The sequence below is a fragment of the Kribbella sp. NBC_00889 genome (genome assembly GCF_045207705.1).
GTDB lineage: Bacteria > Actinomycetota > Actinomycetes > Propionibacteriales > Kribbellaceae > Kribbella.
On sequence record NZ_CP108783.1, the window covers coordinates 7,614,869 to 7,641,268 of the forward strand.

Sequence of the window (26,400 nt, forward strand, 5' to 3'; positions counted from 1 at the left end):
CGATCCTGCGAAGGCTCGCTACGGGTTCGCTACGGCTACTGTGGCCAGGTGTTCTTCGGGGTACTCGGTCCGCTGGTGGTGCGGACAGACGCCGGTGACCCGGTCACGGTCCTCGACACCAAGGTCCGCACGCTGCTTCTCGACCTGCTGGTGAACCAGGGCCGCCCGGTCAGCGCGGACCGCCTGATCGACGACCTCTGGGGAGACCACCCGCCGCGCAACGCGACCGGCACCCTGCAAGCGAGGATCTCCCAACTCCGTACGGCGCTCGACCGGGCCGAGCCCGGCGGTCGCAGGCTCGTCATCCACGGACCAGCCGGCTACACGCTCGCCGCGGAGGTTGTCGACAGCAACATGTTCGAGGAGTTGGTCGCGGCCGGCCGGATGCGCGAGGCGCTCGTTCTCTGGCACGGCACCGCGTACGCCGATGTCCCGGACCACGAGTTCGCCCGGGCCGCTCGGGACCGGCTCGAGGAGATCCGCCTCACCGCGATCGAGGATCTGGCCGACCGGGGTGAGGATGTGCTGCCCGAGACGACCGAACTGATCCGGCGACATCCCCTCCACGAGCGGCTGCGCGCCGTACACCTGCGGGCCCTCTACCGCGCCGGACGGCAGGACGAGGCCTTGCGCTCGTACGCCGAGCTGCAGGAGACGCTGGCCGAAGAGCTCGGTGCCGACCCTGGTCCGGAGCTGACGGAGCTGCATCAGGCGATCCTCCGGCACGACCCTGTGCTGCGGAGTTCCGCAGCACTGCCGGCGCCGCTCAACGACCTCATCGGCCGGGACGAGGCACTCACAGAGGCGCAGCACTTGCTGGCGGCCAACCGCCTACTCACGCTGGTAGGTCCGGGCGGCGTCGGCAAGACCCGTCTGGCGCTGGAACTCGGCCGCGACCACCAGGGCGACGTACGCCTGGTCGAACTCGCATCCCAGCGGCAGGACGACGTACTGGAGGCACTTGCCACTGTGCTGGAGATCCGGGACGAGTCGACCGACCTCCTCCCGCGTCTGGTCGACTCACTCAGTACTCGGCAGCTCCTGTTGATCCTGGATAACTGCGAGCATCTGGACCTCGCAGACCTCGTACGACGCTTGCTCGAGGCAGCCCCGGGGCTGCGCGTACTGGCGACGAGCCGGGAGCCACTGGGTCTCGCCGGTGAACGGGCGCTCGACGTACCACCGCTGGATCTCGCGGCGGCGATCGAGCTCTTCCAAGCGCGCGCAGGGGTCAGCGAGGACGTCGAGGCGATCTGTCAGCGGCTCGACGGGATCCCGCTCGCACTCGAGTTGGCGGCGACCCGGGTACGGGCGCTCGGAGTGCAAGGTCTGGCGGACCGGCTGAGCGACCGCTTCCGGGTCCTGTCAGGTGGTCGCGGCGTACCGGAGCGGCAGCGGACGCTGCGAGCAACGATCGACTGGAGCTGGGACCTGCTGGACGAGGAGGAGCGCACGATGCTCCGCCGGCTGGCCGTGCACGCGGGCACCTTCTCGCTGGAGGCGGCGACCGCGGTCAGTCGCCTGCCGGAGCAGACCGTCCTGAGCCTTGTCGACAAATCACTCGTCGTGGCGGCCGCCGGCCGCTACCGGCTGCTGGAGTCGGTGGCGCACTACAGTCTCGAGCGACTGACCGAAGCCGGCGAGGAGGCGGCGACCCGGCGGCAGCACGCGGAGTACTACCTCTCGCTCGCGCAGAGGGCCGAGCTTCGCGGGCCGGAGCAACAGGCGTGGTTGCGCCGCCTCGACCAGGAGTCCGCCAACTTCCGAGCCGCACTCGACGCGGTTCCGAACCTGAAGCTCGTCAACGCCCTCGCCTGGTACTGGTACCTCCGCGGCCGTCTGGGCGAGGCACGCCGCTCGATCGCCGCAGCTCTCGACGTACCCGGGCAGGATTCGGCAGACCGTGCGGCTGCCACGGTCTGGTACGTCGGCATGACGGCGACCGATGCCAAGGGCACCAACCTCACAGCAGCGAGTGAGGAGGCGCTGACGCTCTACCCGGAGGAGGGACTCGGGCAGGCGCGGGCACTGTGGTTTCTGACCACGACACAGTGGGCGTACGGCGACCGGACCCTCCTCCGCGAACGCATCGACCGGGCGATCGCGACCTTCGCACAACACGGCGAGAGGTGGGGGTTGGCCGCGGCGCTCAGCACCCGGGCGCAGCTGAACATCGTGCACGCCGGTGTGGACGACATGGTGCGCGACAGCCGACGCAGCCTGGAGCTCTTCGACGAGTTGGGCGACGACTGGGGACGGCTGCAGGCGACGTACTCGCTGATCGTGGCCGCAGAGATCAGTGGGGACTACCCGACCGCGGCGAGGTATCTCGACGATGCGATCCGGCGGGCGGAGGATCTCGGCCTGTGGACCGAGGTGTCGTTCCGGACCGCCGGGTTGGGCCGGATCGCGCTGCTCACCGGCGACTACGACCGAGCCGACGAGCTGCACGAGCGGGCCCGGCGGCTGGCGATCGAGCAGTCCAACAAGTCCGCCGAGGAATACGCCGAGGTCGGACTCGGGCTGTCCGCGCGATGGCAGGGCCGGCTCGAGCAGGCCGAGACGCACTTCACCAAGTGGCTCGGTTGGCTCGAGCGGGTCGGCGGCACACCCGGCATCGCGTTCATCCGCGCCCAGCTCGGCTTCGTCGCCGAACAACGCGGGGAGTTCACCAAGGCACAAGCCCTGCACCAGCAGAGCTACGAGGCCGCCGTCCAGGTCGGTGACGAGCGGGCGATCGCCTTGGCTCTCGAGGGCCTGGCGGGCGCGGCCGGGGATCCCGGCCGCGCCCTCGAACTGCTCGACGAGGCGGATGCACTGCGCCGCTCGGTGGGTGTACCGCTCCCACCCGGTGAACGCTTCGACGTCGACCGGATCAGCCGCCGGGCTACTTCTTGCCCAGCCAGGCGTCGACCTTCGACTGGTTGTCCTTGATCCACTTCTCGGCGGCCGCGTCCGGCGTCATCTTGTCGACGGCGATCATCCGGGCCACGGCGTTCTGGTCCTCGTTGGTCCACTGGAAGTTCTTGACCAGGTCGTACGCCGGGCTGCCCGAGTCGGCGAACTTCTTCGAGACCACCTTGTCCAGGTCGTAGGGCGGGTAGTCGCAGGCAACCTTCGCCGGGTCGACATCGCAGCCGGACTTGTACGGCGGCAGGTCGATCTTCACCAGCTTGAGCTCGTTGAAGAACCATTGCGGTTCGTAGAAGTACGCCAGCAGCGGCTTCTTGTTCTTCTCCGCGTCCCGGAACGCCTGGATCAGCGCGGTCTCGCTGCCGCTCTGCACGACCTTGTAGTTCAGCGACAGGTTCTTCACCAGCGCCTCGTCGTTCGTCACGTACGACGGGTCGCCGTCGAGCAGCTGGCCCTTGCCACCGGACTCCGACGTCTTGAACTGGGCGGCGTACTTGTTCAGGTTCTTCCAGTCGGTGATGTCCGGGTACTTCTCGGCCATCCACGGCGGCACATACCACCCGATCACGCCTTTGACCCCGGTCGAACCCGCCTCGACCGCGACCTTCTGGTCCTCGACGTACTTCTTCTTCAGGTCCTCGTGGCCCCAGTTCTCCAGCACCGCGTCGACCTCGCCGGTGCCGAAGCCCTGCCAGGAGATCTCCTCCTTGAGGTTCTTCTTCACCACTGTGCAGCCGAGATCCTTGCTGGCCACGTACCCGACCACGGCCGCGTTCGCCTCGTACCCGACCCAGGGGCTGACGGCCAGGTTGAACGTGCCGCAGTCCTTTCCACCGCTCGCGGCCGGTTCGTCCGCACCGACCTTCTCCCCGCCGCATCCGGCGAGCGCGAGTGCCGCGGCCGTCAGGACACCGGCGTACCGGAGCTTCTTCACAGCTTGTCTCCTCTAACTGTTCCGTTGAACTTCCGGGTCCGCGCGGCCGCCTGGGTGATGCGGTCGAGCAGGACCCCGAGCAGCACGATCGCCAGCCCGGCGGCCAGACCCTTGCCATACAGCTCGCTCTGCGCGAAGCCGGCGGCGACGTCGTACCCGAGGGCACCGGCGCCGACCAGGCCGCCGACCACCACCATCGCGAGCACGTAGATCAGGCCCTGGTTGACCGCCAGTGTGATGGCTCTGCGGGCCACTGGCACCTGCACCTTGCTGATCACCTGCCAACTGCTGGAGCCGACCGAGTTCGCCGCCTCCACCGTTGCCACCGGCACCGCCTTGATGCCGTCAGCAACGATCTTGGTGGTGACCGGTACGGCGTACACGACGGCGGCCGCGATCGCGGTGAACCGGCTGGTGCCGAAGAGCGCCAGGAACGGCACCAGGTACACGAACGGCGGCATCGTCTGCCCGGCGTCCAGGACCGGCCGGATCCAGGTGTCGACCCGATGCTTGCGCCCGGCCCATACTCCGAGCGCAAGCCCGACGGCGACGACCACGACGGTCGCGAGCAACGTCGAAGCCAGCGTGATCATGCTGTCGTGCCACAACCCGGTGACCACCAGCAATCCCGAGCACACCGCCGCCGGCACCGCACCCCGCCAGCTCCCGAGTACAGCGGCCAGCGCCACGACGACCGTGGCGACGAGCCACCACGGCGATCCGGTCAGCAGGGCCTCGAGCGGGTTCAGCAGACCGTTGGTCACCGCGTCACGGACGCCGTACGTGAAACCGCCGAAGGTATCCTGCACCCAGTCCGTCACGTCGGTGGCGATCACGGCGATCCGCGAGCCGATGTTCACCGTGTCCGGGAACTCGGCCGCCCACACGTAGGTCCGGGAGAACCAGACCGCGACCAGCACTCCGACCGCGCCCGCGCCGAGCAGGACCTTCCGGCGGACGCTCGCCGTACGCCACGGCCGGTCGCCGGCCGCGGTGGTGACGCGGTCGAGGACGATCGCGATGACCACGATCGCCAGGCCCGCGTTGAACGCGACGCCGACGTCGAGCGTCTGCAGGGCCGTCAGCACGGTCTGCCCGAGACCTGGCGCGTCGATCAGCGCAGCGACCGTCACCATCGACAACGCGGCCATGATCGTCTGGTTGATGCCGACCACAACAGTGCTGCGCGACATCGGCAAGAGCACCTTGGTCAGCGTCTGGCCGCGAGTGGATCCAAGCGAACGGGCGGCCTCGACACTCTCCAGCGGGACCGAGCGGATCGCGTGCGCGGTCAGCCGGACGGCCGGCGGCGCGGCGTAGATCACGGTCGCGATGGTGGCGGCGGCCGGCCCGATCGCGAAGAACAGTGTGAGCGGCGCCAAGTACACGAACGTCGGCAGCGTCTGCATCAGGTCGAGCACCAGCGTCGCGACCCGGAACGCACGATTCGACAGACCGGCCCAGATGCCGAGCGGGATCGCGACGAGCAAGGACAACAGCACGGCCGCGATGGTCAACGAGAGCGTGTCCATGCTCTCCTGCCACAGCCCTTGCAACCCGACGAACCCGAGCCCGGCCGCGGTCAGCAGCGCGACCTTCCAGGTCCCGAACGCCCAGGCCAGGTACGCCGCCACCGCGACCACACCGAGCCAGCCGATCACCGGGACCGGACGCCCGTACGACGGTTGGGACAGGACGTTCTGGAGCAGTACGACGAAGTGGTCGACCCCGACCCGGATCGCGTCGAAGACAGCGTTGCCCTGGCCGACGTCGTCGCGGTGATCGGTCAGCCAGCGGTGGAACGCGGTCGTCTCCTGCCCACCGAGAACGAGCGTGTCGATCCCGCGGAGCAGGAAGTACGCCGCGACCCAGACGACGAGCAGGATCCCGACGATCACGCTGCGGCGCGGCCGTCGTACCTCGAACTCGACCGAGCCGGTGATGGAGGCCATCAGGCTGGCTTTTTGTGGGGCGGCGCTACGACGGCGAGGATCTCCTCGTCACCGATCACACCGAGCAGCGTGCCGTTGGAGACGACCTTGACCGGGCGGTCCGACTCCAGCACCAGCCGGGTCGCCTCCCGGACCAGCACGTCCGGGCCGAGCTCCGGTCCGTCCAGCGGCTCCCCCGGGCGCGGTTCACGGACGATCCACCGCAGCGTCAGTACGTCGGCCCGCTGAACGTCCCGCACGAACTCGCGAACGTAGTCGTCGGCCGGAGCACCGACCAGTTCGTCGCCGGTCCCGAACTGCACCGCCGCGCCGTCACGCATCAGCAGGATCCGGTCACCCAGCTTGAGCGCCTCGGACAGATCGTGGGTGATGAACACCATCGTCTTGCCGACCTCGCGATGCAGGCGCACGACCTCGGTCTGCATCTCGCGACGGATCAGCGGGTCGAGCGCGGAGAACGGTTCGTCGAAGAGCAGCACGTCGGGGTCGTTGGCGAGCGCACGCGCCAGGCCGACGCGCTGCTGCATGCCGCCGGACAACTGCTCGGGGTAGAGGTTCTCGTTGCCGGCCAGTCCGACCAGGTCGATGACCTCCTGGGCGCGGCGACGCCGGTCCGGCTTGCTCTCGCCGCGGATCTCCAGGCCGTACGAGACGTTGTCGATGACCTTGCGGTGCGGCAGCAGCCCGAAGTGCTGGAACACCATCGAGAACTTGCTCCGCCGCAGGGCGCGCAGCCGCTTCTCGTCGGCCGCGCGGAGGTCCTCGCCCTCGAAGATCAGGCTGCCCGCGGTCGGTTCGATCAAGCGCGTGAGACACCGGACCAGCGTGGACTTGCCCGAACCGGACAGGCCCATCACCACGAACACCTCGCCGGGTGCCACGTCGAAGCTGAGGTCGCGGACGGCCGCCGTACATCCGGTCTGGGCGTACAGCGCGGCGCGGTCGAGCGAGGCGAGCTCCGGCCGGCGGGGGACGCGTTGCGCCTTCGGGCCGAACACCTTCCACAGGCCGTGGATCGACAGCAGCGCGTTGTCGTCCTGCACCCCGGGATACTCGAGCTGAGCGGTCACTGGTTCACCCTCGCATCCCCGCCGCGCGGATTCGTCGTGAACCGCGACTGTATCCAACCCACAGTCCCACAGCGCGGGCGCGGGTGTCTGCGACGTCAGCGAACGGCCCCCGCCGTCGCTGTGTCCGTGGTCATCGGGATCGTCGCAGGCATCGCTGCGCTCGCGGCCGTCGTCCTGCTCGTCGTCCGTCACGTCCGCCAGACGTGGGGCCGGCGGACCTGACGGACAACGCTGCCTACGGCTGGTACGGCGGTGCTTCACCCCAGCCCCAGTGGGGGACCGGCGCCTCGGGAGGTGGGGTGGCGCCGGGCTGCGAGTTGGACAGGGCGATCCTCGTGCCCCACTCGATGTAGGCGACGAAAGCCGAGCGGAACTCCGGGTCGTCCGGGAGCCCGGCCGGGTCGGCGCTCTGCGCGATCAGCGCAGCCCAGCGCGAACGCTGCTCTTCGGTGAGCGCCAGGCCGAGGTGGTGACCCAGCATCGCCGGGTAGCCGCCGAGCTCATCGGTGTACCGGCTGTGGCCGCGGAAGACCTCGCCCAGCCAGATCGCCACATGCTCGCGGTGCTTGTCGCTCATGTGCGCGAACACCGGCGCGAGGACCGGGTCGCTCAGCACCTTGTCGTAGAACACCTGGGTCAGGCGCAGCAGCGCCTCATGCCCACCGGCCCACTCGTACAGCGTCGGAGTCGTCGTCATGTAATGATGTAATCACGAGTACAGGGCAGCGGCGACAGCGGCCAGCTCGGCCTCCATCCGGGTCGCGCCGTCCTCGGTGAACCACAGCACCTGCTGCAGGATGCGGCCGGCCGTCCAGCCGAGCGCGCGGCCCCGATCGATCCCGGTGATCTCGAGCATCAGGTCGAACCGATCCCGGATCGCCTGCGGCAGGTCGCCGGTCGCGACCAGGTCGTCCCACCGGTTCCACAACACCGGGAAGACCTCGAAGCCGGGATCACCGGCCAGTGGCTTGGGATCGATCACCAGCCACGGCTGCCGCTGCGAGGCCATCACGTTGTAGTAGTGCAGATCCCAGTGCAGCAGCCGATCACCGGAGTTCGGCAGCAGCTCGGTCACCTGCGCGGCAAAACGCCGTACCAGCCGTCGCTCGGCCGGATCGGCCAGCCGGGGGATCAGGCCGGGCGCGTCCTCGACCATGGCGCCGGCGATGTCCGCGAGACGCCGTATCCCGGGCGGCGCCTGTACGGCGCTCAGCCTGACCAGAAGCCCGGCCAGGATGCGAGTCGCCTCGACGTGGTCGGGCAGGTCGTCGAGAGTGCGGGGTTCGAGCCGTTCGAGCAGCAGGGTCGACGTCGCCGGGTCGTCCTCGAGCACCTCGACGACGTCGTCGTGGTTCCAGGTGCGCAGGGCGAGCGCCTCGCCCTCGCTCTCGTCGTTGACCGACTGGAGCTTGAGCATCGCCTCATTGCCGTCCCGCCGGACGACCGGAAGAATCAGCGACGCCTCACCGCTCAGCGGCTCGCCCGTGACGGACAACTGCCACCGGTCGAGGTACGTCGCGGCCGTGCCGGGCAGGCTCTCCAGCCATTCGGCCGACCGCTCGCTGTGGTTCCTGATCAGCTTCGCGGGAATCTCGATCACCCTCGGCACAGTAGGTGGTTCGGCCGGGATGTGCTTGGGTTTTCCCGTGACCGAGGTGGAACGCCGGCACCGGCGAGCGCAGCGCGTGGTGGCAGTGACGTATCTGGGGATCCCGCTGGTGTTGCTGGGGATCGTGGCGTGGATCAGCACGCAAGGACCGGCCGCGACCTGGATCGGTTGCGTCGTGCCGGCCGGGATGCTGGTGCTCGGCTGGATCCTCTGGCGACGGCATCGGTACATGCCGCGCTGGTGGGCCGGCGTCGGGGGACTGTTCGGTGGGATCGCCGGATTGTTCGCGACGCTCTATCCGCTGGTGCTCGGCGTCTGGTGGCCCGCGCTCCTGGCGTTGCCGGCGCTCATCGTCGGACTGGTCGTGGGTCTCGCGTTGGCCCGCGCCGCCGATCGTGCGCTGCTGGTCCCCGTCGTACCTGAACTGGCGGAGACGCCGTACGAACTGGTGTTCCGGTTGCGCGGGATGCCGCTGGCCGCGGTACTGCTGGGCGCGGACTCGGTGACGATCCAGGGCCACCCGTTCCCGCGATCCGAGGAGCAGTCGCGGTCGTATCCGTTGGCCTCGATCACCGGGACCTTCGAGGTGTCGCTGAGTGGTGCCGAGCGGCTCAAGTTCCCGATCGCGATTCCTCACCCGCCGGTCGCGACCGAGGGGCCGGCGATCATCCTGCAGGCCTCCGGCGACGACTGGGTTCTGCCGAGCAACCAGGCGCCGACCCTTATCGAACTCCTGGACCGGCGCAGGTCCATCGCATAGCCAACGCGAACCCGAGGTCGTCGTACTGCGCTCCAGGGAACACGTCGTCGTAGACCTCGCGGAACTGGGCACGGGACAGGTAGCGGTCGCTCGCCAGGTGATCGAGCCACGGCTTGCTGTGCCAGAACCGGAACTCGAACCACGCATCCCGCAGCCCGAGCCGGCGGATCTCCCGCGGAAACCCCAGCCAGGCACCGAGCACATACATGTACCGGGGCGGCGTCGGATACGGATCGCAGACGTTGTCGACGACCGCAACCGTGCCACCCGGCCGGACCAGGCTCTTGAGGTGCTCGAGGCCGGCCCGGTAGTCGGACAGGTGGTGCATCATCGTGTGGCTGTAGACCAGGTCGAAGCCGTTGTCGTCGATCGTGAACACGTCGGCCGTGCGGTACTCGAGGTTCGGCCGGGACCGCGTCCTCCGGGCCAGCTCGATCATCGGCTCGCTCAGATCCACGCCGAGAACCTCGTCGTACTGCGCGGCCAGCCGCTCGGCCGCATGGCCGGAACCGCAGCCCGCGTCCAGCGCGCGCTTGCCACGGAGCCCGAGGCCGAGCACCCACTCGACGTTCTGCCCGGGCTGCAGGCTGACGAACCGGTCGTACTCGGCCGCGAAACGATCGAACGAGGCTGGGTCATCCATGCTTCGTACGATGCCGCCCGAGCCGACCTGGTTCGCCTGCCGCCGTTAGGAACCCTCGCGCTCCTTGCGCGCGGTCTCGGCCTTCTCCGCCTGCCAGCCGTCCTCGTTCTTGCCCAGCCGCCAGTAGCCGGACAGCGAGACCCGCTCGCGCGGCAGGCCGCGCTCCTGGAAGAGGTTCTTGCGGATCCGGAACACGAAGCCGGCCTCACCGTGCACGAACACCTGGACGTCGCCGGCCGGGAAGTCGAGCGCCTCGACCGCGGCGACCAGCCCGTCGCCACGACCATCCGAGCTGCCCGCGCGGTGGAACCAGGTCACGTCGACCTCGCCGGAGCCGCTGAGCTTCTGCTCCTCGGTCTCGTCGCCGACCTCGACCAGGACGGTCGCCCGCGCACCCGGCGGCAACTGCTCGACCGCGGCACCGATCGCCGGCAGCGCGCTCTCGTCGCCAACCAACAGGTGCCAGTCCGCCGCCTCGTCCGGCGCGTAGGCGCCACCCGGACCGTTGAACCACAGCACGTCACCCGGCTTGGCCGCCGCGGCCCACGGTCCGGCGATGCCTTCGTCGCCGTGGTACACGAAGTCGATCGCGAGTTCCTTCGCGTCCTCGTCCCAACTGCGCACGGTGTAGGTCCGCATCGTCGGCCATTGCTCGCGCGGGTACGTCTCCCGGACCACACCCATGTCCAGCGGCTCCGGGTACTCGACCCCGGGCTGGCCGAACAGCAGCTTCACGTAGTGGTCGGTGAAGCCGTTGTCGGCAAAGTCCTCGGAGCTGAACACGACCCGGATCATGTGCGGAGTGAGCTGCTCGGTACGGCGAACGGTCGCGCGCTTGCACACGCGGTTGCGACGGGGTGCTGGGCTGGTCACACGACCACGGTCCTCTCGGCGGAAGTTAGGCCTACCTAACTAACCCTAACCCACCAACACCACCCGCCGCGGCAGATCACCGGCGCTGGTCCGGGATCAGGTCGCTGACGATGCCGTCAGCCTTGGTGGGTATCGGCGGACGTTTCCTCTGGAGCGGCGGCCGCACTTTGCCCTCGGCCACCAGTTGCTGCAGCCTGGCCGGGCCGTCGACCGGCACGAGGCGGGCGATCGGCTTGCCGTGGTCCGTGATGGTGATCGTCCGTCCTTCGCGCACCTCCATCAGATGGTGGCTCAGGCCGTCGCGAAGCTCCCGGATCCCGATGTCCATCAGACCTCCTATCGCCAGTTTCACCTTCGACAGCCACGTTGCGTGTCTCCACCAGGGTGGAGCACCATGCGGCCGACGCGAAGGGCAGATCGTGGGGCAGATGGGTTTACGGCCAGATGGAGGGGATCCATTCGGGGTGGTCGATGAAGGGGTTCCGGTTGTGTTGGTAGGTGGTGTAGATGACCTCGTTGCGGCGCTTCTCGAAGGCGTCGGGCGGGTCGGCGGCGGCCCAGGCCTTGAGGACGGAGAGCTTGCCGATGTACGGCGCGGTGCCGTTGCCGACGGAGTCGTTCGGCTCGAGGTCGGCGAAGCCGTCGCCGCCGTCGTACCGGACTGCCATGTAGAAGATCATCCGGGCGACATCACCGCGAACGGCGGGACGCGGGGCGAACGAGTCGGAGTCCGCGGTGCAGCCGGAGCACTGGGCGACGGCCGAGCCGCCGTTGTCGAAGTCGAGGTTGCCGCGGACCCCGTTCACCGACACGTCCTCGGGCCGCAGGTGGTGGATGTCGGTGCCGGGTCCGGTCGCCGTACCGAAGTCGCCGTGGGACTTGGCCCAGACATGCTCGCGGTTCCAGTCGTCCGGGTCGCCGCCGTTGGTGGTCTTGCTGATCGAGCGGCCGGAGTAGATCTCGATCACGTTGCTGGTGTTCGCCGGGTCCTGGTCGGTGTCCTTCAGCGCGTTCCAGACCTGGTCGTAGGTGAGCTTGGTCTGGCTCGAGATGATCGTGTGGAGCGCGGCCTTCAGTGCGGGACCGGTCTTGCCCTCCGCGCCGGCGTAGTAGTCACCCGGATCCGGCCCGGGATCGCCCGATCCGCCGCCGAACGCGGTCGCGTTCTTCAGGCCCGGGTGCGAGAAGTAGGCCGACAGCGTCCCGGTGACGGTGATCTTCTGACCCATCCGCCCGGGGTTGCTCTGCAGTCCGTACGACGCCCTGAACGCGGAGGGGATCTGGACGTACACCATCGCCGACGTACTGGTCTGCGAGGCCGAGTCCGCCAGCGCCAGTGCGAAGTCGTTCGGGAAGTTGCTCCGGACAACGGTGCTGGTCGCGGTCGGCTGACCGACCACGTACCCCTCGACCGTCGCGGTGGATCCGTCCTGCCGGCCGATCGCCGTACTGACGGAGATCGTCGCGGTGGTCGCCGCCGTCGACGGCGTGATGCCGAAGCCGAGCAGGGCGAGCACAACGGAGACGACCAGGGCGGGACGAAGTGCGCGTGGAATGGGCACGGCAACTCCCAGGGGCGGTTGGGGTCCGGTCGCCCTCAGTCTGCCCACCGGATCGGGTCACCGAACGTCCGGCGGTGAAACCGTAGATGAATTGAGTCGGTGGGGCGGTGAGCATGTGAGTGACGCTCAACCGCCCCACCTGGGTGTATGGGCCCCCATCAGGCCGCGACGAACCGCCACGGGCCGCTCTGCCCATCCACCAGTGAGGCGCTACTGGCGGGCAGCACCTCACCGCACAGGAGGAGGGCACAGCCCCAGACGAGCGGCCCTCCTGCGGTGGCGTGGTACGGACGCCGTTACGGACCGTACTCAGTCCGGCACGCATTGTCCATGCCTCAGCGCGGCCGTCTCACCCTACTGACGGGAAACTGACCCGGCAGTCACCTTGGCCAGTACGGCGCTCGCCACCGCGGCGTCGGCCGCACCGATCCCGGTCAGATCGGCCACCGACCGGCGGCTCCGGTCCACGCCGTCCCGCAGTACGGCGCCGACCGCCAGGTCGACGTCGTTGCCCACGAAACCGGCCCGTACGGCGTTCCCGAAGTCACCATGATCGAGGCACTGCTCGTGGTCGTCGGTGGCGATCAGCGCGCCCGCGAACACCTCGACCGGCAACTCACCCTTCCCGGGCATGTCGGTCCCGATCCCGGTCACGTGCACCGCGGACCGGAACGCCTCGGCCGGCAACGGCTCCCGCGCAGCGGTCGTCGCGATCACGCAGGCCGCGCCATCCAGGGCGTCGGGCCGCGCGTCCAGGCCGTCCTCGGCGAAGGCCGCGCAGAGTGCATCGACAGCCTCGGGGCGACGCCCCCACACCTTGACCCGGCGCAGCGGCCGCAGCTCGCACAACCACCGCACCTGCATCCGCGCCTGCTCGCCGGTTCCGAGGACGGCGACCTCATCCACGTCGGCTGGTGTCATCGCGTCGGTGATCAGCGCTCCGGCGGCCGCCGTACGCCACGCGGTCAGCAGGCCTTCGTCGGCGAGCACCGCGGCGGGAGCGCCGTTCGTCGCGTCGACGACGAGCATCAGCCCGTTGTTGACCGAGGCGAAGGTGCTGGCGATCTTCACCACGAAGTACGGCGAACCGTCGACGTAGCCGGCCTTCACGTGGCAATCGCCGGCGTGCTCCGGGAAGTCCAGCACCATCGGCGCCGGGACCGACGTACGACCCTCGGCGTGGGCGATCAACGCATCGCGAACCGCGCCGAACACAAGCTCCGGCGTGGTGACCCGCGTGATCTCCGCCAGACCGATCACAGGCAACGTCATCCGCGCTTCTCCAACCAGTCGCCCCACACGGCCAAGGCCTCGCCGGGATCACTCCGCCCGATGCCGACCCGGAAGCGGTCGGTCGGGGTCTCGGTCAGCGCCGAGCTGTAGATGCTCGACGGCAGCAGCAGTACGCCGGCCTGCTCGACGAGCTCAGTGCACATGGCCTCGACACCGTCCGCACCGAGGTAGCGCGGGAAGCAGACACAGCCGCCGTCCGGCGCGGCGAACTCGAATAGCTCGGGACAGCGCGCGAAGAACTCGGTGAACACCGGCAGGTTCTCCGCGACGATGCCGCGGTTGCGGCCGAGCACTTGCTCGCGGGCCCGCAGTGCGATCAGTGCGAGCACCTCGCTCGGGGCGGAGTTGCAGATCGTGGTGTAGTGCTTGGCGCGATCGAGCTTGTCCAGCACGCTCCGATCCCGGCAGGCGATCCAGCCGACCCGCAGGCCGGGTAGCCCGTACGCCTTGGACATCACGTTCAGCGAGAGCGCCGTACCGGACAGATCTGTTGCTTGCGGCAACGATGGTGCGGAGAGTTCCAGCCCCCGGTACACCTCGTCGCTGAACAGCGTGATCCCACGCTCTTCGCACAGCCGCACCAATCGGTACCAGCTGTCGAGGGACGGGACCGCCCCGGTCGGGTTGTTCGGGAAGTTCACCGACACCATCCGGGTGTTCGGCCGGAGTGCACGCTCGATCGCGTCGACGTCGAGCGCCCAGCCGTCCTCGGGCCGCAGCGCGACACCGCTGACCTCACACACCGACAGCGGGACGGTCTCGGCCGCCTGGTAGTTCGGGGTCAGCACGACCGCGTGATCTGTTGGCTCGAGCAGCGCTCGCATCGCCAGGTAGAGCGCCTCCTCGGCCCCGGCGAAGCACAGTACGTCGTCCGCTTCGGAATGCTCGTACGTCGCGGCGATCTCCTCCCGGAGCGCAGGCAGTCCGCGCGTCTCGGTGTAGCCGAGGGCCAGCGACTCCCACCGCTCCCGGCCGTCGTCGTCGGCCAGCGCGAGCAGCTCGGCCAGCGACAACGTCTGCGCGTCCGAGGCCGTCAGGTGGTACCGCGCACTGAACTCCCACTGCGCGAAGTAGGTCTCCAACCGGAAGTCAGGCAGGGTCGGCATCGGCGGGTTCCTTCCGGGCCTCGGCGAGAAGTTGATAGAGCGCGGAACGGGAGATCCGCAGGGCGCGAGCAACGGCCGGAACCGATCGCCGCTGACTCAGCACGCCGGCGGCGTCCAGCTGACCGAGCAGCTCGTACCTGTCCGCGCGGCTCAATCGGTCGGCCGTCACGCCACGCTCGCGGACGTACGCGGCGACGATCTCGTTGAGCGTCTCGGACCAGTCGTGCTCGAACAGCACCCGCGGCTGGCCGGCCACCGGCGCCGCGAAGGCCGCCAGCAGCCGACTCGCGTCCTCGAAGGCCGTCCGGTCGACGTTGACGCACAGGACGTACGCCGGTTTGCCGTCCTCGTCGCGAATCACGGCACTGACGCTCGACAGCCGGCGGCCGTCGGGCAGCGTCTTCGGGTACGGGCCGTAGACGCCTTCGCCGGTCGCGGTCAGCTCGGCCAGCTCACCGAGCAGCGAGGGTTCGCCGGGCTCGCGGCCGGACAGCGGGTTCCAGATGCCGGCGACCTCGTCGGTCCCGGCGTCGTGCAGCACGACCTCCGCGTGCGGCGACAGCAGCCGCGCCAGGGCGTCACCGATCGGTGCGAGTTGATCCGGCTTCACGTGTGGACAATAGGTCCACCATGGACAATCTGTCTAGCCGGCGGGAACCGGAACGCGCGCCTGGTCCATCCGCTGCGCCCGCTTCAGGCCGTACAGCAGCAGACCGATCGAGATCACGCCGACGATGATGTAGGTGACCCAGCCGCCGATCCCGTCCCAGGTGGTGTGCAGGGCGACGGCCAGCGCGTACATGCCGAGGAATCCGCCGAAGTGCTTGCCGCTCGGCACGATCACGAACCGCCAGAGTCCCCAGCAGGCCAGGCCGGTCCAGGCGGCGTGACCGGCCGGGGAGAGCAGGCCGCGGATGAACAGAGTCCGCTCGGCGGCCCCGACGTTCCCGTCGGACTGCAGCAGTGCGACAAAGGCGTACCCCATCGTCTCCAGCACGGCGAAGCCGGTGCCGACCGCAACGCCGATGACGATTCCCGTCCCGAGCGACGTCCGGTAGCGATGCCCGAAGAACACCACCAGGATGGTCGGCACGACGAGTTTCGCCGCCTCCTCGATCAGCCCGACCCCGAGCATCGGCAAGGTCCCGAGCCGCCGCATCGCGTCGTACTCGAGCAGGCCGGCGACGACCACCCCGACCACGCCACCGAACAGCAGCGAGCCACCGAGTGTCGGGCCGTCGATCAGCCAGCGCCCGGACCGGCCGGCCGCGAACGTCACGAACGTCAGCGGTACGACGAGGGCCCCGAGCAGGATCAGCGTCGGGAACAGATTCGGGTTCCCGGTGTCGGTGAAGACGGCGAGCACCAGAACGTACAGCGCAGCGCCGACCAGCAAGGTGCCGATCCAAGCCCACTTACGCACCAACTGCTGTGCGGTCATGCCTCCGATGGTGCCGGGGCTGGCGTGGTTGCGCCATGTCGCAGGAACGGCAGTGATGGACAGGCCGGATCCCCGTGACCTGATTGCAAACTCTGTCGGAAGAAGAGGTGGTCCTGCCCCCAACCTCTCGAAGGAGAATCCGATCATGTCCCAACCACGGATCACTGCATGAGTCTGACCGACTACGCCGGAATCGCCGGCCTGGTAGCCGCGGCCGTCCTCGCCCTGTGGATGCTCCTGGGCGCCCGAAGCGTCACCAACGCCCGCCACCGGGGGACTCCCAAGCCAGGGCTACCCCGCCTCCGCCGGTGACGCCTTTCGCGCGTTGTAGTAGATAAGCCCGCCGAACGCGTACATCCCGAGGCCGAGCGCGGCCATTCCCGCGATCACCAGCCACTGCCACGGGCTCGGCACGTAGAGCGCGAGGAACCAGGACTTGGTGTCCTGGTTGTTGGTCAGCAGGAAGATCGCGGGTACGAGCGCCTGCGGGAACAACGGGATGGCGCCGAAGCCGAGACAGAAGCCGGCCGTTGTCCGCTTCCAGCGGGGGAGAGCCTCGAGCTGCGCCTTCTTCTTGGCCTCCTCGACGGTTCGGCCATGCCTGAGCAGGGTCAGCAGTTCGGGTCCGCGCTGTTCGAGCCGCGTGATGGCGAGCCGGCCCAGGTACCACCACGCCAGTACGCCGGACAGGATCCCGATCGGGACGCCCCACCACGACCAGTACAGCGCGACGACCAGTGCGGGTGCCGCGGTCACGGACACCAGGACGAGCATCACGTAGACGAGGCCCACGGTCTCGCCCTCGTTCTCACCCGAGTTGAGCGGGTTCCCGGACCGCTTGTGCGCGTCGGTCGTCGGTACGGCGGCCCACACCGAGCAGGCCACGATCAGACCGGCCGCGCCACCCAGAAGCGCCGGCATCACGCTGAGCACGAGCGGCCAGGCACCGGCGTCGCCTGCCCACCAGGTGAAGAGCATGGTGATCAGGACGGTGAGCGGTCCGAAGACGAGCAGGAACGCGCGCTGGCGTGCCCGCACATCGGGTCCGGCCGATCCGGGCGTCATCAGCGTCGTCCAGAGCGCCGTACCGTCCGCGCCGTACAGGTTGGAGGCCATCGCACCAGCCATGATGACGGCCGCCGGACCGGCCCAGGGCAGCATGTAGGTCGCCTTGAGCGCGAGCGGCATCAGGCAGAAGAAGAGTCCGTAGCTGACCGCGAAGACGGCCTTGTGACCGTAGAGCAGGTCCCGCGTCCACGAGCGGATCTCCTTCGCTGCAGCCGCACTGCTCGGTCCGGTGGCGGACAGTGGTCGCCGTACTTTGTGGCTGCTGTGGCTGGCGGTGGTACGGCGTACCAGGAGTGCGGACCAGGCGATCAGCATCACAGCGGCGAGCAGGACCAGGCCGGCCAGCGGCAGCAGCACTTCGAGCCAGTCGCCACGGCCGGCGGCCTCGACCGCGGCCAGACCCCAGCCCGACGGTGCGATGCGCGCAGCAGTGGCCACGGTGCCCTGCACATCGGTGGACACGTACGCGACGATCAGCGCCCAGCCCTGGGCCGCGAACGCCAGGATGAACGCGTTGACCACCGCGGCGAGTACGGCACCCGATCGCACCTGCAGCAGTACGCCGTACACAGCGACAGCGAGCCGAGACGCAAGGATGAAGCAGAACAGCTGCAGTACAAGGGCCGGCAAGGCGATGAGTGCTGCTGCGACGCTCAGCTGCGCACCGGCGACGACCAGACTCAGCAGGGCCACCAGGCTGATCACCGGCGCGACACCGGCGACCGCGGCGACCAGCAGTCCGGTCGACAGAGTGCGCGGCGACAGCGGCAGCATGCTGAAGTACTCCGGCTTGAGCGTCTCGTCACCGCCACCGGCGAACAGCGGCCCGACCACCCAACCGAGCATCCAGATCCCGAGCGCGACGACCAGTCCGTCGTTGTCGCCGCGGGCCGCGACCCAGATCGTGCCACCGGCGAGCACCAGGCCGCAGAACGCACCGGTGCCGATCCAGGAGACCCGGTTCTGGTCCTTGAGCGCATGCCGGAACGAGGACAGCCGCATCCGGACCAGCGTGTGCGAGGTGGTGTAGGTCAGGCCGAGAGCCACGACAGGCCCTCCGCACCCCGGGTCGACGCACCGACCAGCGACACGAACGCATCCTCCAGGCTGCCACCGGCCTGCACCTCGGAAACGGTGCCCGAGGCAACAACCTTGCCGTCCGCGACGACCGCCACCCGGTCGCACAGCTGCTCGACCAGCGCCATCACGTGACTCGACATCACCACCGAGCCGCCGCCGGCGATGAACCTGTTCAGGATGGTCCGGATGGTCGCCGCCGACACCGGGTCGACCGCCTCGAACGGTTCGTCGAGCACCAGCAGCCGGGGTGCGTGCAGCAGCGCGACGGCCAGCCCGAGCTTCTTCCGCATCCCGGTCGAGTAGCCGATCACCTGCTTCTCGTCCTCGTGATCGAGCTCGAACACCTCGAGGAGTTCCGTCGTACGCCTCCGGACCTCGTCCTCGCGCAGACCGCGCAGCAGGCCCAGGTACGTCAGCACCTCACGCCCGGTCAGCCGCTCCGGCATCCCGAGCCCGTCCGGCAGCACCCCGACGAGCGCCTTCGCCTTGGTCGGCTCGGCCCACACGTCCACCCCGAAGATCCGCGCCGTACCCTCGTCCGGCCGCAGCAGTCCGACCGCCATCGACAGCGAGGTCGTCTTCCCGGCCCCGTTCGGCCCGAGCATCCCGAAGAACGACCCGGTCGGCACCGACAGACTCAGCCCGTCGACCGCCCGCTCCTCGCCGAACACCTTGGTCAGCCCGACCAACTCGAACGCCGCACTCTCCATACCGCCAGTTTCCTTCCAGCTCACACCCCTCAAGAGTCAAACTCTGTCACCACACGAGGGGCCAGGTCGTCAACTCCCCGACCGACCCGCGTCCTCCCCCGCACGGCCTACGCCATCCGACGAACGGTCGTGCCGTTGCGTGGTTCGGTCGGTGCTGAGTGCGACCGTAGGGCGATGACGGGGATTCGGGTTGCTATTGCGCAGCCGGCTATCAGTGCGGACGTGCGGGTGAACGGGAAGACGGTTCGGTCGTTGATGCGGAAGGCGGCGGCTGGGCGGGCGCGGTTGGTGCAGTTTCCTGAGGGCGCGCTGAGTGGGTACGCAAAGGAGCAGATCGCTGACTGGTCCCAGGTTGACTGGGAGGTGGTCCGCGGGGAGCTCGAGCGGGTCATGGCGTTGGCAGCCGAGCTGCGGCTGTGGGTGGTGCTGGGATCGGCGCATCCGTTGACGCCGCCACATCGGCCACACAACAGCTTGTATGTGATCTCGGATGCCGGCGAGCTGGTCGACCGCTACGACAAGCGCTTCTGCTCCGCCACGGAGATCAATCATTTCTACAGCCCTGGCTTCGACCCGGTCGTGTTCGACGTCGACGGCTATCGATTCGGCTGCGCGATCTGTGTCGAGATCAACTTTCCGCAGGTGTTCAGTCAGTACGAGCGTCTCGGCGTCGAGTGCCTGCTGCTGTCGGCGTACCCGGTGGACTCGATCTTCGAACTGAAGGCCCGCGCGTACGCCGCGATCAACTGCTACTGGGTCTCGATGTCGCTGCCCGCCCAGACCGTCGACCTGATGCCGTCCGGCCTGATCACGCCCACCGGCACGTACGCCGCCCAGCTCAGCGGCAACTCCGGCCTCGCCGTCACCACCCTGGACCGCGACGACCCAGCCCTCACCATCCCGTTCCAGCACGCCCGCGCCTGGCGAGCCACCGCCCTCAAAGGCGACATCTACCGCACCCGAGCCGTAGACGACCCGCGCTCCCGAGACCACACGATGCTCTAGCCCCACCTCCACGTGTGACCTTGTGCACGCGTCGACCACATCTGCGAACCGCTGACGGTCGATCGGCACACAAGGTCGTGGAGGCCGGCGGAGTACGGCGATCGGCGGGCCTGCACGTCAAGCCGTCGCTCACGGTGGTTATCGGAAACAAATGCGCACCAAGAGACGAGAAGTTTCCGAAGTGCCGACCGGGCATTACGCCACTGTCTGAGGTGGGGACAGCTAATGAGTGGCACCGGAGTCGGGGCGGCGGGCACCGGGGCGGTTGCGGGCGCATTGCCTGCTGCGTGAGAAGCCACCGCATGTCCTGTGGATCAGACCACGATCCGCCTCAGGTGAGTACGTCGGCGCCCATCACAGCAGCCGGGCACAGTCGGCCGGGTGGGAGCAGGCGAGCGAGCACGCGACGGAGGAGCGCGCGTAGCCGGCTGAGGGGTTGACCACAGTCCGTCTGGGAAATTGAAAAAGTCCCGGTCGTTGACCGGGACTTTGTGCGCGAGGGGGGAGTTGAACCCCCACGCCCTTTCGGGCACACGGACCTGAACCGTGCGCGTCTGCCTATTCCGCCACCCGCGCGCTGGTCGCTCCGACGATGTCGTTCACGACCGAGGAAGACAGTAGCACGGGATCTGGCGGACCTTCACATTGCGGGTTCGGTCGAACCTCCCGATACGATCGATCGTCGTACCCGGTGTGTCTACCGTGACGGTGGACGCGGCGTACGGCGTGCCTGCTGGGGGCGCCGGACGGCAGGCACGATCGTTGGCACCAGTCGGCGACCGACCGTGGAGGAGGAGGCGTGCGACCGCTGCAGCGCTTCGAGCGACGCCTGGAGGGCATTGTGAGCGGTGTCTTCGCGCGTGCGTTCAAGGGCGACGTCGAGCCGATCGAGCTGGCGGCGGCGCTCAAGCGTGAGATCGACAACACCGCGCGGATCCTGTCCAGGGACCGCCGGCTGGTGCCGAACCACTTCACGATCGAGCTCGGCCCGGGCGATTTCGAGCGTCTGAACGCCTACGGCCGGACCCTCAACCACGAACTGGCCAACGAACTGCGCGACCACGCCGACATCCAGCGGTACACGTTCTCCGGCCCGATCGAGATCGAGCTGACCGAGCAGGACGGCCTCCCGACCGGTAAGTTCCGGGTGGTCAGTGCCACCGTCGGTTCTCCGCAACGGCGGTCCCAGCCCTACCCGCAGGAGCCCTACGTGCCGCCGAACGACGGCCCGGTGCTGAGCACCCCGGCCAGCCCACCGCCCCCTCAGCAACAGCAGCCTCGCCGCGGTCACCCCCAGGTGATGCTCGAGGTGAACGGCCGGCGCCGCCCGGTCAACCCGCCCGGCGTGGTCCTCGGCCGCGGTACCGACGCGGACATCCAGATCAACGACCCGGGCGTCTCCCGGCGGCATGCCGAGATCCGGCTGATGCCGGAGGGCCCCGGCGGCATCCGAGTGGTGCTGGTCGATCTGGGCTCCACCAACGGCACCCTGGTGAACGGCCGGCGGACCACCGAGGCCGAGCTGGTCGACGGCTCGACCGTGCGGATCGGCAACACAACCATGACGCTGCGTCTCGCGGACGAGCCGATGGCCCAGCCGCCGAGCAGCGGGTGGTGACTGAGCTTCCATGTCGGAACTGACCCTGACCCTGATCAAACTGGGGTTCCTGGCGCTGCTGTGGATGTTCGTCCTCGCGGTGCTGTCCGTGATCAGGTCCGACCTGTTCGGCGCCAAGGTCGACAGCCGCGCCGCGGCCGCCGTCGCACCGCAGAACTCCCGTACGCCGAAGCCCGCCAGGCCGACCAAGAAACGCAAGGGTCTGCCCGGGTCGGTGACGATCGCGGACGGGCCCCAGGCAGGCGTCGGCGCGACCCTGGTCGACGAGCCGGTGATCATCGGCCGCGGCTCGGACTGTCAGATCCGGCTCGATGACGACTACTCTTCGACCCGGCACGCCCGGCTGTTCTCTTCCGAGGGACAGTGGTGGGTCGAGGACCTCGGCTCGACCAACGGGACGTACCTGGACGGCCAGCGGGTGACCCGCCCGGTGCCGGCCGAGATCGGCGGCTCGATCCGGATCGGCCGGACGACGCTGAACATCGCGAAGTAGGCCTGCCTCGATGACCCTGTCGCTCGACTACGCAGCACTGTCCGACGTCGGACGGGTGCGCCGCAACAATGAGGACTCGGCGTACGCCGGTCCGCACTTGCTGCTGCTCGCCGACGGGATGGGCGGCGCGGCGGCCGGTGAGGTGGCCAGCGCGGCGGCGGTTCAGGTGATCCGGCGGCTGGACAACCCGGAGATCAGCGGCGAGGACATGATCGAGGCGCTGGCCGGCGCGGTGCACCGGGCCAACGAGCGGCTGTCCGAGCTGGTCGAGGAGGACCCGGAGCGCGAAGGGATGGGCTCCACCGTCACCGCGCTGATGTTCGACGGGCAGCAGCTCGGGCTGGCTCACCTCGGCGACTCCCGCGCGTACCGGATGCGGGACGGCAAGCTGTACCAGCTGAGCCACGACCATACTTTTGTGCAGTCGCTGGTGGACGAGGGCCGGATCTCCAAGGAGGAGGCGTTCACTCATCCGCATCGCAACCTGATCCTGCGGGTGCTGGACGGCCGGCCGGACTCCGATCCGGACCTGGAGATGCTCGACGTCCGGGCCGGCGACCGGCTGCTGCTGTGCAGTGACGGCCTGCCCGACTACGTGAGCGACGAGGTGATCGCGGCCTCGATGGCCGACGGTACGCCGGACTCCGTGGTGGTCGAGCTGATCACGCACGCTCTGGAAGCCGGGTCGAACGACAACGTCACCTGTGTCGTCGCGGACGTGATCGAGACGCCGCCCGTCAGCGGGGAGGCGCCGCAGCTGGTCGGCGCCGCGGCCGAGCTGGCACAGGGCAGCACGGGCCGCGGTGAGCCGACCACGGCAGTCCGGGGTGGCGGCCACGGTGGTGGCGGTCATGCGACCGCGCTGGACCCGGAGGAGCTGCGGTATGCCCCGAGACCGCCGAAGCGGTTCCCGTGGCTGCGGCGGATCGCCGTACTCGTGGTGATTCTCGGCCTGATCGGTGGCGGCGTCTGGTTCGCGTACCGCTGGACCCAGAAGCAGTATTTCGTCGGCACCGACGGCGACTACGTGGCGATCTTCAAGGGTGTGGAAGGCGACCTCCCGGGCCTGACGCTGTCGACGGTGTACGAGCGGCAGACGCTGCAGGTGGACAAGCTGCCGACCTACAGCCGGGAGCAGGTGGAGGCCAACATCCAGGCCGACAACCTGGCCGGGGCACACGCGATCGTCAGCGAACTGCAGCACACCGCGGACGAGTGCGCGCGGGTGAAGCCGACCCCGAGCCCGACACCGCGGCCGACCACACCGCGGCCGAGCACGCCGCGGCCGAGCACCGCGCCGCCGACCGGCAAGCCCGTGTCCACGCCGCCGAAGCCCCCCACGACGGTTCCTGCGACCTCACCGTCGACCACGCCGAGTACGCCGAGTACGCCGGTGGACCCTGACGACTGTGACGGCGTTCGATGAGCATCGCGTCGACGTCGGTCATCCAGATCATCCCGCGCACCCGGCGCGGGGTGGAGTTGTTCCTGCTCATCATCGCGGTCGGCGTCTCGGTCGCGGCGTACGTGAACATCGGCATCACCGTGCAGGACAAGGTCCCGGCCAGCACCGGGTACTACGCCGCCGGGATCGGTCTGCTCGCCCTGATCGCCCACCTCGCGCTGCGCTACCGGGCGCCGTACGCCGATCCGGTGCTGCTGCCGTGCGCGGTGCTGCTGAACGGGCTCGGCGTCGCGATGATCCACCGCATCGACCTCGGCCTGGCCTCGATCGCCGAGGCGAACGGCCGGACCCCGAAGGCACCGGCGGCGCCGCAGCAGATCACCTGGACCGCGGTCGGCATCGTGCTGTTCCTCGTGGTGATCCTTGTGATCAGAGATCACAGGCGCCTGCAGGCCCTCACCTACACCGCCGGACTGGCCGGTCTGGTGCTGCTGGTCCTGCCGCTGATCCCCGGACTCGGCGTGAACCTGAACGGCGCCCGGATCTGGATCCGGCTGGCCGGGATGTCGTTCCAGCCCGGTGAGTTCGCGAAAGTGTGTCTGGTCATCTTCTTCGCCGGCTATCTGGTGGTGAAGCGCGACGTACTGACGCTGGCCGGGCACCGCTTCCTCGGGCTCGACCTGCCGCGGGCGCGAGACCTGGGCCCGATCCTGATCGCCTGGGCGGTCAGCCTGGGTGTGCTGGTGTTCGAGAGCGACCTCGGGTCGTCGCTGCTGTTCTTCGGTCTGTTCCTGTTCCTGCTGTACGTGTCCACCGAGCGGGCCGGCTGGCTGATCATCGGTGGCCTGCTGTTCGCGGCCGGTGCGTTCTTCGCCTACCAGACGTTCGGACACGTCCACAAACGAATCCAGGACTGGCTCGACCCGTTCTCGATCGACGGCGGTCAGGTCGCGACCGGGCTGATGGGCCAGGCCTGGGGTGGCGTCCTCGGCCGCGGCCTCGGTCAGGGCCGCCCGGAGATCACGCTGTACGGCCAGAGCGACATGATCATCTCCTCGTTCGCCGAGGAGCTCGGCCTGACCGGGCTGATCGCGATCATCCTGGTCTACACGCTGATCATCGAGCGCGGCCTGCGGACCGCGCTCGGCTGCCGCGACATCTTCGGCAAGCTCATCGCGACCGGTCTGGCGATGTCGTTCGCCCTGCAGATCTTCGTGATCGTCGGCGGCGTCACCGGGCTGATCCCGCTGACCGGTCTGGCCACGCCGTTCATGGCGCTGGGCGGTACGTCGCTGGTCGCGAACTGGGCCATCATCGCGCTGCTGCTGCGAATCAGTGACCAAGCACGCCGGCCGCAGACGCCGGCCGCTCCCGTGTCCGACGAAACGATCGCCATGGCGGTGCAGAAGCAGTGAATTCAGCGATCCGACGACTGGCCGTGGCAGCGATCATCCTGATGCTCGCGCTGATGGCGAACTCGACGTACCTGCAGGCGTTCCGGGCCGGTGAGCTCAACGGCCGCAACGACAACCGCCGGGTGCGCGACTCGCAGTTCTCGGTGAACCGCGGTCCGATCCTGATCGGCAGTACGCCGATCGCCAAGAGCGAGCAGTCGAACGACCGGTTCAAGTTCCAGCGCACCTACCCGGCCGGACCGACGTACGCACCGCTCACCGGGTTCTACTCCTACCTGTACGGCCGTGGCGGGATCGAGCTGACGATGAACTCCGAGCTGAACGGCTCGGACCCGTCGATGGCGTTCCGCCGGATCATCGACGTGATCAGCAACCGCCCGCAGCAGGGCGGCAGCGTGACACTGACACTGAACGCCGCGGCCCAGCAGGCTGCGTACGCCGGACTGGCCGGCAAGACCGGCGCGGTCGTCGCGCTGGAGCCGAAGACGGGCAAGGTGCTGGCGATGGTGAGCCGGCCGTCGTACGACCCGAACCAGCTGGCCTCGCACGACCTGGACAAGGTCAGCGACGCGTGGAAGAGGCTCAACGCGGACCCGAACAAGCCGCTGTCGAACCGGGCGGCGAAGGAGCTCTACCCGCCGGGCTCGACGTTCAAGCTGGTGACGGCGGCGGCCGCGCTGTCGAGCGGGAAGTACACGCCGGAGACGAAGGTCAACTCGCCGGCAGAGCTGCCGTTGCCGCAGACCACGCAGCCGCTGGTGAACGAGGACCGCCGCAACTGCGGCGGCAGCGACAACGCGACCCTCACGGTGGCGCTGCGCTTGTCGTGCAACACGGCGTTCGGCAGTGTCGGCCTGGACCTCGGTCCGGACGTCCTGCGTGACCAGGCGGCGAAGTTCGGCTTCGGCGAGAAGCAGTTGCCGGAGCTCGGGGCCGTGGCCAGCCAGTTCCCCGGCGACCCGAACCCGCCGCAGACGGCGCAGTCGGCGATCGGCCAGTTCGACGTCCGGGCCACCCCACTGCAGATGGCGATGGTGTCGGCCGGAATCGCGAACAAGGGCGAGGTGATGAAGCCCTATTTGGTCCAGAACGTGAAGACGGCGGACCTGAAGACGGTGTCGGAGACCAAGCCGGAGTCGCTGCACCAGGCGGTCACGCCGGAGGTCGCGTCCCAGCTGACCACGATGATGATCGACGTCGTGAACAACGGCACCGGCAAGCCGGGCCGGATCAGCGGGGTCCAGGTGGCCGGCAAGACCGGTACGGCGCAGACCTCGCCGGACCGGCCGCCGTTCGCCTGGTTCACCGCGTTCGCGCCGGCCGACGACCCGAAGGTCGCGGTCGCCGTGCTGATCGAGAAGGCGAACATCTCCCGTGACGACATCGCCGGCGGCAAGCTCGCCGCGCCGATCGCGAAGAGCGTCATGGAGGCGGTGCTGAACCAATGAGC

Annotated in this window: 24 protein-coding genes and 1 tRNA gene; 9 read left to right on the top strand and 16 right to left on the bottom strand. The window is 68.8% G+C overall.

The window, feature by feature from the left end:
* Nucleotides 1-48: 48 nt before the first annotated feature.
* Entirely contained in the window at nucleotides 49-2,934 is a 2,886-nt protein-coding gene (locus OG817_RS37330) for a BTAD domain-containing putative transcriptional regulator (RefSeq protein ID WP_406049660.1), read from the top strand.
* On the opposite strand, the gene OG817_RS37335 is transcribed toward OG817_RS37330, so the two are convergent.
* From OG817_RS37335 to OG817_RS37355, 5 genes are all read right to left on the bottom strand, one after another.
* Entirely contained in the window at nucleotides 2,888-3,847 is a 960-nt protein-coding gene (locus OG817_RS37335; RefSeq protein ID WP_396394408.1) for an ABC transporter substrate-binding protein, read from the bottom strand. The two genes, OG817_RS37330 and OG817_RS37335, sit on opposite strands and share 47 nt — an antisense overlap.
* On the bottom strand, nucleotides 3,844-5,799 hold the full coding sequence (locus OG817_RS37340; protein WP_406049662.1) for an ABC transporter permease subunit: 1,956 nt from the start codon (nucleotides 5,797-5,799) through the stop codon (nucleotides 3,844-3,846). Before OG817_RS37340 ends, OG817_RS37335 begins: the two co-directional genes overlap by 4 nt.
* Nucleotides 5,799-6,869, bottom strand: coding sequence for a glycine betaine/L-proline ABC transporter ATP-binding protein (locus OG817_RS37345; protein ID WP_406049663.1), 1,071 nt, complete (start codon nucleotides 6,867-6,869; stop codon nucleotides 5,799-5,801). The genes OG817_RS37340 and OG817_RS37345 overlap by 1 nt, the downstream gene beginning before the upstream one ends.
* 235 nt (nucleotides 6,870-7,104) lie before the next feature.
* Nucleotides 7,105-7,566: a group II truncated hemoglobin gene (locus OG817_RS37350; protein ID WP_396394412.1), complete on the bottom strand. Its 462-nt coding sequence runs from the start codon at nucleotides 7,564-7,566 to the stop codon at nucleotides 7,105-7,107.
* 12 nt (nucleotides 7,567-7,578) lie between these two features.
* Nucleotides 7,579-8,499 carry an aminoglycoside phosphotransferase family protein gene (locus OG817_RS37355; RefSeq protein ID WP_406057600.1) on the bottom strand — a complete coding sequence of 307 codons (921 nt, stop codon included), beginning with the start codon at nucleotides 8,497-8,499 and terminating at the stop codon, nucleotides 7,579-7,581.
* Nucleotides 8,500-8,515: 16 nt separating this feature from the next.
* Between OG817_RS37355 and OG817_RS37360 the strand changes: the two genes are divergently transcribed.
* Nucleotides 8,516-9,238: a hypothetical protein gene (locus tag OG817_RS37360; RefSeq protein ID WP_406057665.1), complete on the top strand. Its 723-nt coding sequence runs from the start codon at nucleotides 8,516-8,518 to the stop codon at nucleotides 9,236-9,238.
* Here OG817_RS37360 and OG817_RS37365 read toward each other — a convergent pair.
* The 8 genes from OG817_RS37365 to OG817_RS37400 form a co-directional block, all read right to left on the bottom strand.
* Nucleotides 9,201-9,881 (bottom strand): class I SAM-dependent methyltransferase, encoded by a 681-nt coding sequence (locus OG817_RS37365; RefSeq protein WP_406049664.1) that lies wholly within the window; start codon nucleotides 9,879-9,881, stop codon nucleotides 9,201-9,203. The genes OG817_RS37360 and OG817_RS37365 overlap by 38 nt on opposite strands.
* A 45-nt stretch (nucleotides 9,882-9,926) precedes the next feature.
* The gene (locus OG817_RS37370) at nucleotides 9,927-10,754 is read right to left on the bottom strand and encodes a siderophore-interacting protein (protein ID WP_406049666.1); all 828 of its coding nucleotides are present in this window, start codon (nucleotides 10,752-10,754) and stop codon (nucleotides 9,927-9,929) included.
* 76 nt (nucleotides 10,755-10,830) lie between these two features.
* Complete coding sequence (locus OG817_RS37375; protein WP_396394417.1) at nucleotides 10,831-11,082, bottom strand: type II toxin-antitoxin system Phd/YefM family antitoxin; 252 nt, start codon at nucleotides 11,080-11,082, stop codon at nucleotides 10,831-10,833.
* Between the two features lie 106 nt (nucleotides 11,083-11,188).
* Nucleotides 11,189-12,316, bottom strand: coding sequence for an endonuclease (locus OG817_RS37380; RefSeq protein WP_406049667.1), 1,128 nt, complete (start codon nucleotides 12,314-12,316; stop codon nucleotides 11,189-11,191).
* Between the two features lie 354 nt (nucleotides 12,317-12,670).
* Nucleotides 12,671-13,588 (bottom strand): ornithine cyclodeaminase family protein, encoded by a 918-nt coding sequence (locus tag OG817_RS37385; protein WP_406049668.1) that lies wholly within the window; start codon nucleotides 13,586-13,588, stop codon nucleotides 12,671-12,673.
* Nucleotides 13,585-14,715, bottom strand: coding sequence for an aminotransferase class I/II-fold pyridoxal phosphate-dependent enzyme (locus tag OG817_RS37390; RefSeq protein ID WP_406049669.1), 1,131 nt, complete (start codon nucleotides 14,713-14,715; stop codon nucleotides 13,585-13,587). Before OG817_RS37390 ends, OG817_RS37385 begins: the two co-directional genes overlap by 4 nt.
* On the bottom strand, nucleotides 14,699-15,325 hold the full coding sequence (locus tag OG817_RS37395) for a transcriptional regulator (RefSeq protein WP_406049670.1): 627 nt from the start codon (nucleotides 15,323-15,325) through the stop codon (nucleotides 14,699-14,701). The genes OG817_RS37390 and OG817_RS37395 overlap by 17 nt, the downstream gene beginning before the upstream one ends.
* A 33-nt stretch (nucleotides 15,326-15,358) precedes the next feature.
* Nucleotides 15,359-16,156 carry a PrsW family intramembrane metalloprotease gene (locus OG817_RS37400; protein ID WP_406049671.1) on the bottom strand — a complete coding sequence of 266 codons (798 nt, stop codon included), beginning with the start codon at nucleotides 16,154-16,156 and terminating at the stop codon, nucleotides 15,359-15,361.
* Nucleotides 16,157-16,324: 168 nt separating this feature from the next.
* On the opposite strand from OG817_RS37400, the gene OG817_RS37405 reads away from it, so the two are divergent.
* Nucleotides 16,325-16,468, top strand: a complete 144-nt coding sequence (locus OG817_RS37405) for a hypothetical protein (protein WP_406049672.1) — start codon at nucleotides 16,325-16,327, stop codon at nucleotides 16,466-16,468.
* Here the strand turns inward: OG817_RS37405 and OG817_RS37410 are convergent.
* Nucleotides 16,448-18,271: a hypothetical protein gene (locus tag OG817_RS37410; RefSeq protein ID WP_406049673.1), complete on the bottom strand. Its 1,824-nt coding sequence runs from the start codon at nucleotides 18,269-18,271 to the stop codon at nucleotides 16,448-16,450. The two genes, OG817_RS37405 and OG817_RS37410, sit on opposite strands and share 21 nt — an antisense overlap.
* The gene (locus OG817_RS37415; RefSeq protein ID WP_396394426.1) at nucleotides 18,256-19,014 is read right to left on the bottom strand and encodes an ABC transporter ATP-binding protein; all 759 of its coding nucleotides are present in this window, start codon (nucleotides 19,012-19,014) and stop codon (nucleotides 18,256-18,258) included. The genes OG817_RS37410 and OG817_RS37415 overlap by 16 nt, the downstream gene beginning before the upstream one ends.
* Before the next feature lie 174 nt (nucleotides 19,015-19,188).
* On the opposite strand from OG817_RS37415, the gene OG817_RS37420 reads away from it, so the two are divergent.
* A complete protein-coding gene (locus OG817_RS37420) occupies nucleotides 19,189-20,019 on the top strand; it encodes a carbon-nitrogen hydrolase family protein (protein ID WP_406049675.1) in 831 nt (276 codons plus the stop codon).
* A 492-nt stretch (nucleotides 20,020-20,511) separates the two neighbouring features.
* On the opposite strand, the gene OG817_RS37425 is transcribed toward OG817_RS37420, so the two are convergent.
* Nucleotides 20,512-20,595, bottom strand: a tRNA-Leu gene (locus OG817_RS37425).
* Between the two features lie 223 nt (nucleotides 20,596-20,818).
* Here OG817_RS37425 and OG817_RS37430 point away from each other — a divergent pair.
* From OG817_RS37430 to OG817_RS37450, 5 genes are read left to right on the top strand one after another with little or no spacing between them, the layout of a single operon-like run.
* Entirely contained in the window at nucleotides 20,819-21,637 is an 819-nt protein-coding gene (locus OG817_RS37430; RefSeq protein ID WP_360437891.1) for a DUF3662 and FHA domain-containing protein, read from the top strand.
* A gap of 10 nt (nucleotides 21,638-21,647) precedes the next feature.
* A complete protein-coding gene (locus tag OG817_RS37435) occupies nucleotides 21,648-22,130 on the top strand; it encodes an FHA domain-containing protein (protein WP_396394433.1) in 483 nt (160 codons plus the stop codon).
* A 10-nt stretch (nucleotides 22,131-22,140) separates the two neighbouring features.
* A complete protein-coding gene (locus tag OG817_RS37440; RefSeq protein ID WP_406049676.1) occupies nucleotides 22,141-23,556 on the top strand; it encodes a PP2C family protein-serine/threonine phosphatase in 1,416 nt (471 codons plus the stop codon).
* Nucleotides 23,553-24,950, top strand: a complete 1,398-nt coding sequence (locus OG817_RS37445; RefSeq protein ID WP_396394435.1) for an FtsW/RodA/SpoVE family cell cycle protein — start codon at nucleotides 23,553-23,555, stop codon at nucleotides 24,948-24,950. The genes OG817_RS37440 and OG817_RS37445 overlap by 4 nt, the downstream gene beginning before the upstream one ends.
* The gene (locus tag OG817_RS37450) at nucleotides 24,947-26,398 is read left to right on the top strand and encodes a penicillin-binding transpeptidase domain-containing protein (protein ID WP_360437903.1); all 1,452 of its coding nucleotides are present in this window, start codon (nucleotides 24,947-24,949) and stop codon (nucleotides 26,396-26,398) included. Before OG817_RS37445 ends, OG817_RS37450 begins: the two co-directional genes overlap by 4 nt.
* Nucleotides 26,399-26,400 lie beyond the last annotated feature (2 nt).

Bases quoted from the DNA above. Each gene is read 5' to 3' on its own strand.
- OG817_RS37340 (WP_406049662.1), bottom strand. From the start codon at position 5,799: ATGGCCTCCATCACCGGCTCGGTCGAGTTCGAGGTACGACGGCCGCGC.
- OG817_RS37350 (WP_396394412.1), bottom strand. From the start codon at position 7,566: ATGACGACGACTCCGACGCTGTACGAGTGGGCCGGTGGGCATGAGGCG.
- OG817_RS37365 (WP_406049664.1), bottom strand. From the start codon at position 9,881: ATGGATGACCCAGCCTCGTTCGATCGTTTCGCGGCCGAGTACGACCGG.
- OG817_RS37375 (WP_396394417.1), bottom strand. From the start codon at position 11,082: ATGGACATCGGGATCCGGGAGCTTCGCGACGGCCTGAGCCACCATCTG.
- OG817_RS37385 (WP_406049668.1), bottom strand. From the start codon at position 13,588: ATGACGTTGCCTGTGATCGGTCTGGCGGAGATCACGCGGGTCACCACG.
- OG817_RS37390 (WP_406049669.1), bottom strand. From the start codon at position 14,715: ATGCCGACCCTGCCTGACTTCCGGTTGGAGACCTACTTCGCGCAGTGG.
- OG817_RS37400 (WP_406049671.1), bottom strand. From the start codon at position 16,156: ATGACCGCACAGCAGTTGGTGCGTAAGTGGGCTTGGATCGGCACCTTG.
- OG817_RS37405 (WP_406049672.1), top strand. From the start codon at position 16,325: ATGAGTCTGACCGACTACGCCGGAATCGCCGGCCTGGTAGCCGCGGCC.
- OG817_RS37415 (WP_396394426.1), bottom strand. From the start codon at position 19,014: ATGGAGAGTGCGGCGTTCGAGTTGGTCGGGCTGACCAAGGTGTTCGGC.
- OG817_RS37420 (WP_406049675.1), top strand. From the start codon at position 19,189: ATGACGGGGATTCGGGTTGCTATTGCGCAGCCGGCTATCAGTGCGGAC.
- OG817_RS37435 (WP_396394433.1), top strand. From the start codon at position 21,648: ATGTCGGAACTGACCCTGACCCTGATCAAACTGGGGTTCCTGGCGCTG.
- OG817_RS37440 (WP_406049676.1), top strand. From the start codon at position 22,141: ATGACCCTGTCGCTCGACTACGCAGCACTGTCCGACGTCGGACGGGTG.
- OG817_RS37445 (WP_396394435.1), top strand. From the start codon at position 23,553: ATGAGCATCGCGTCGACGTCGGTCATCCAGATCATCCCGCGCACCCGG.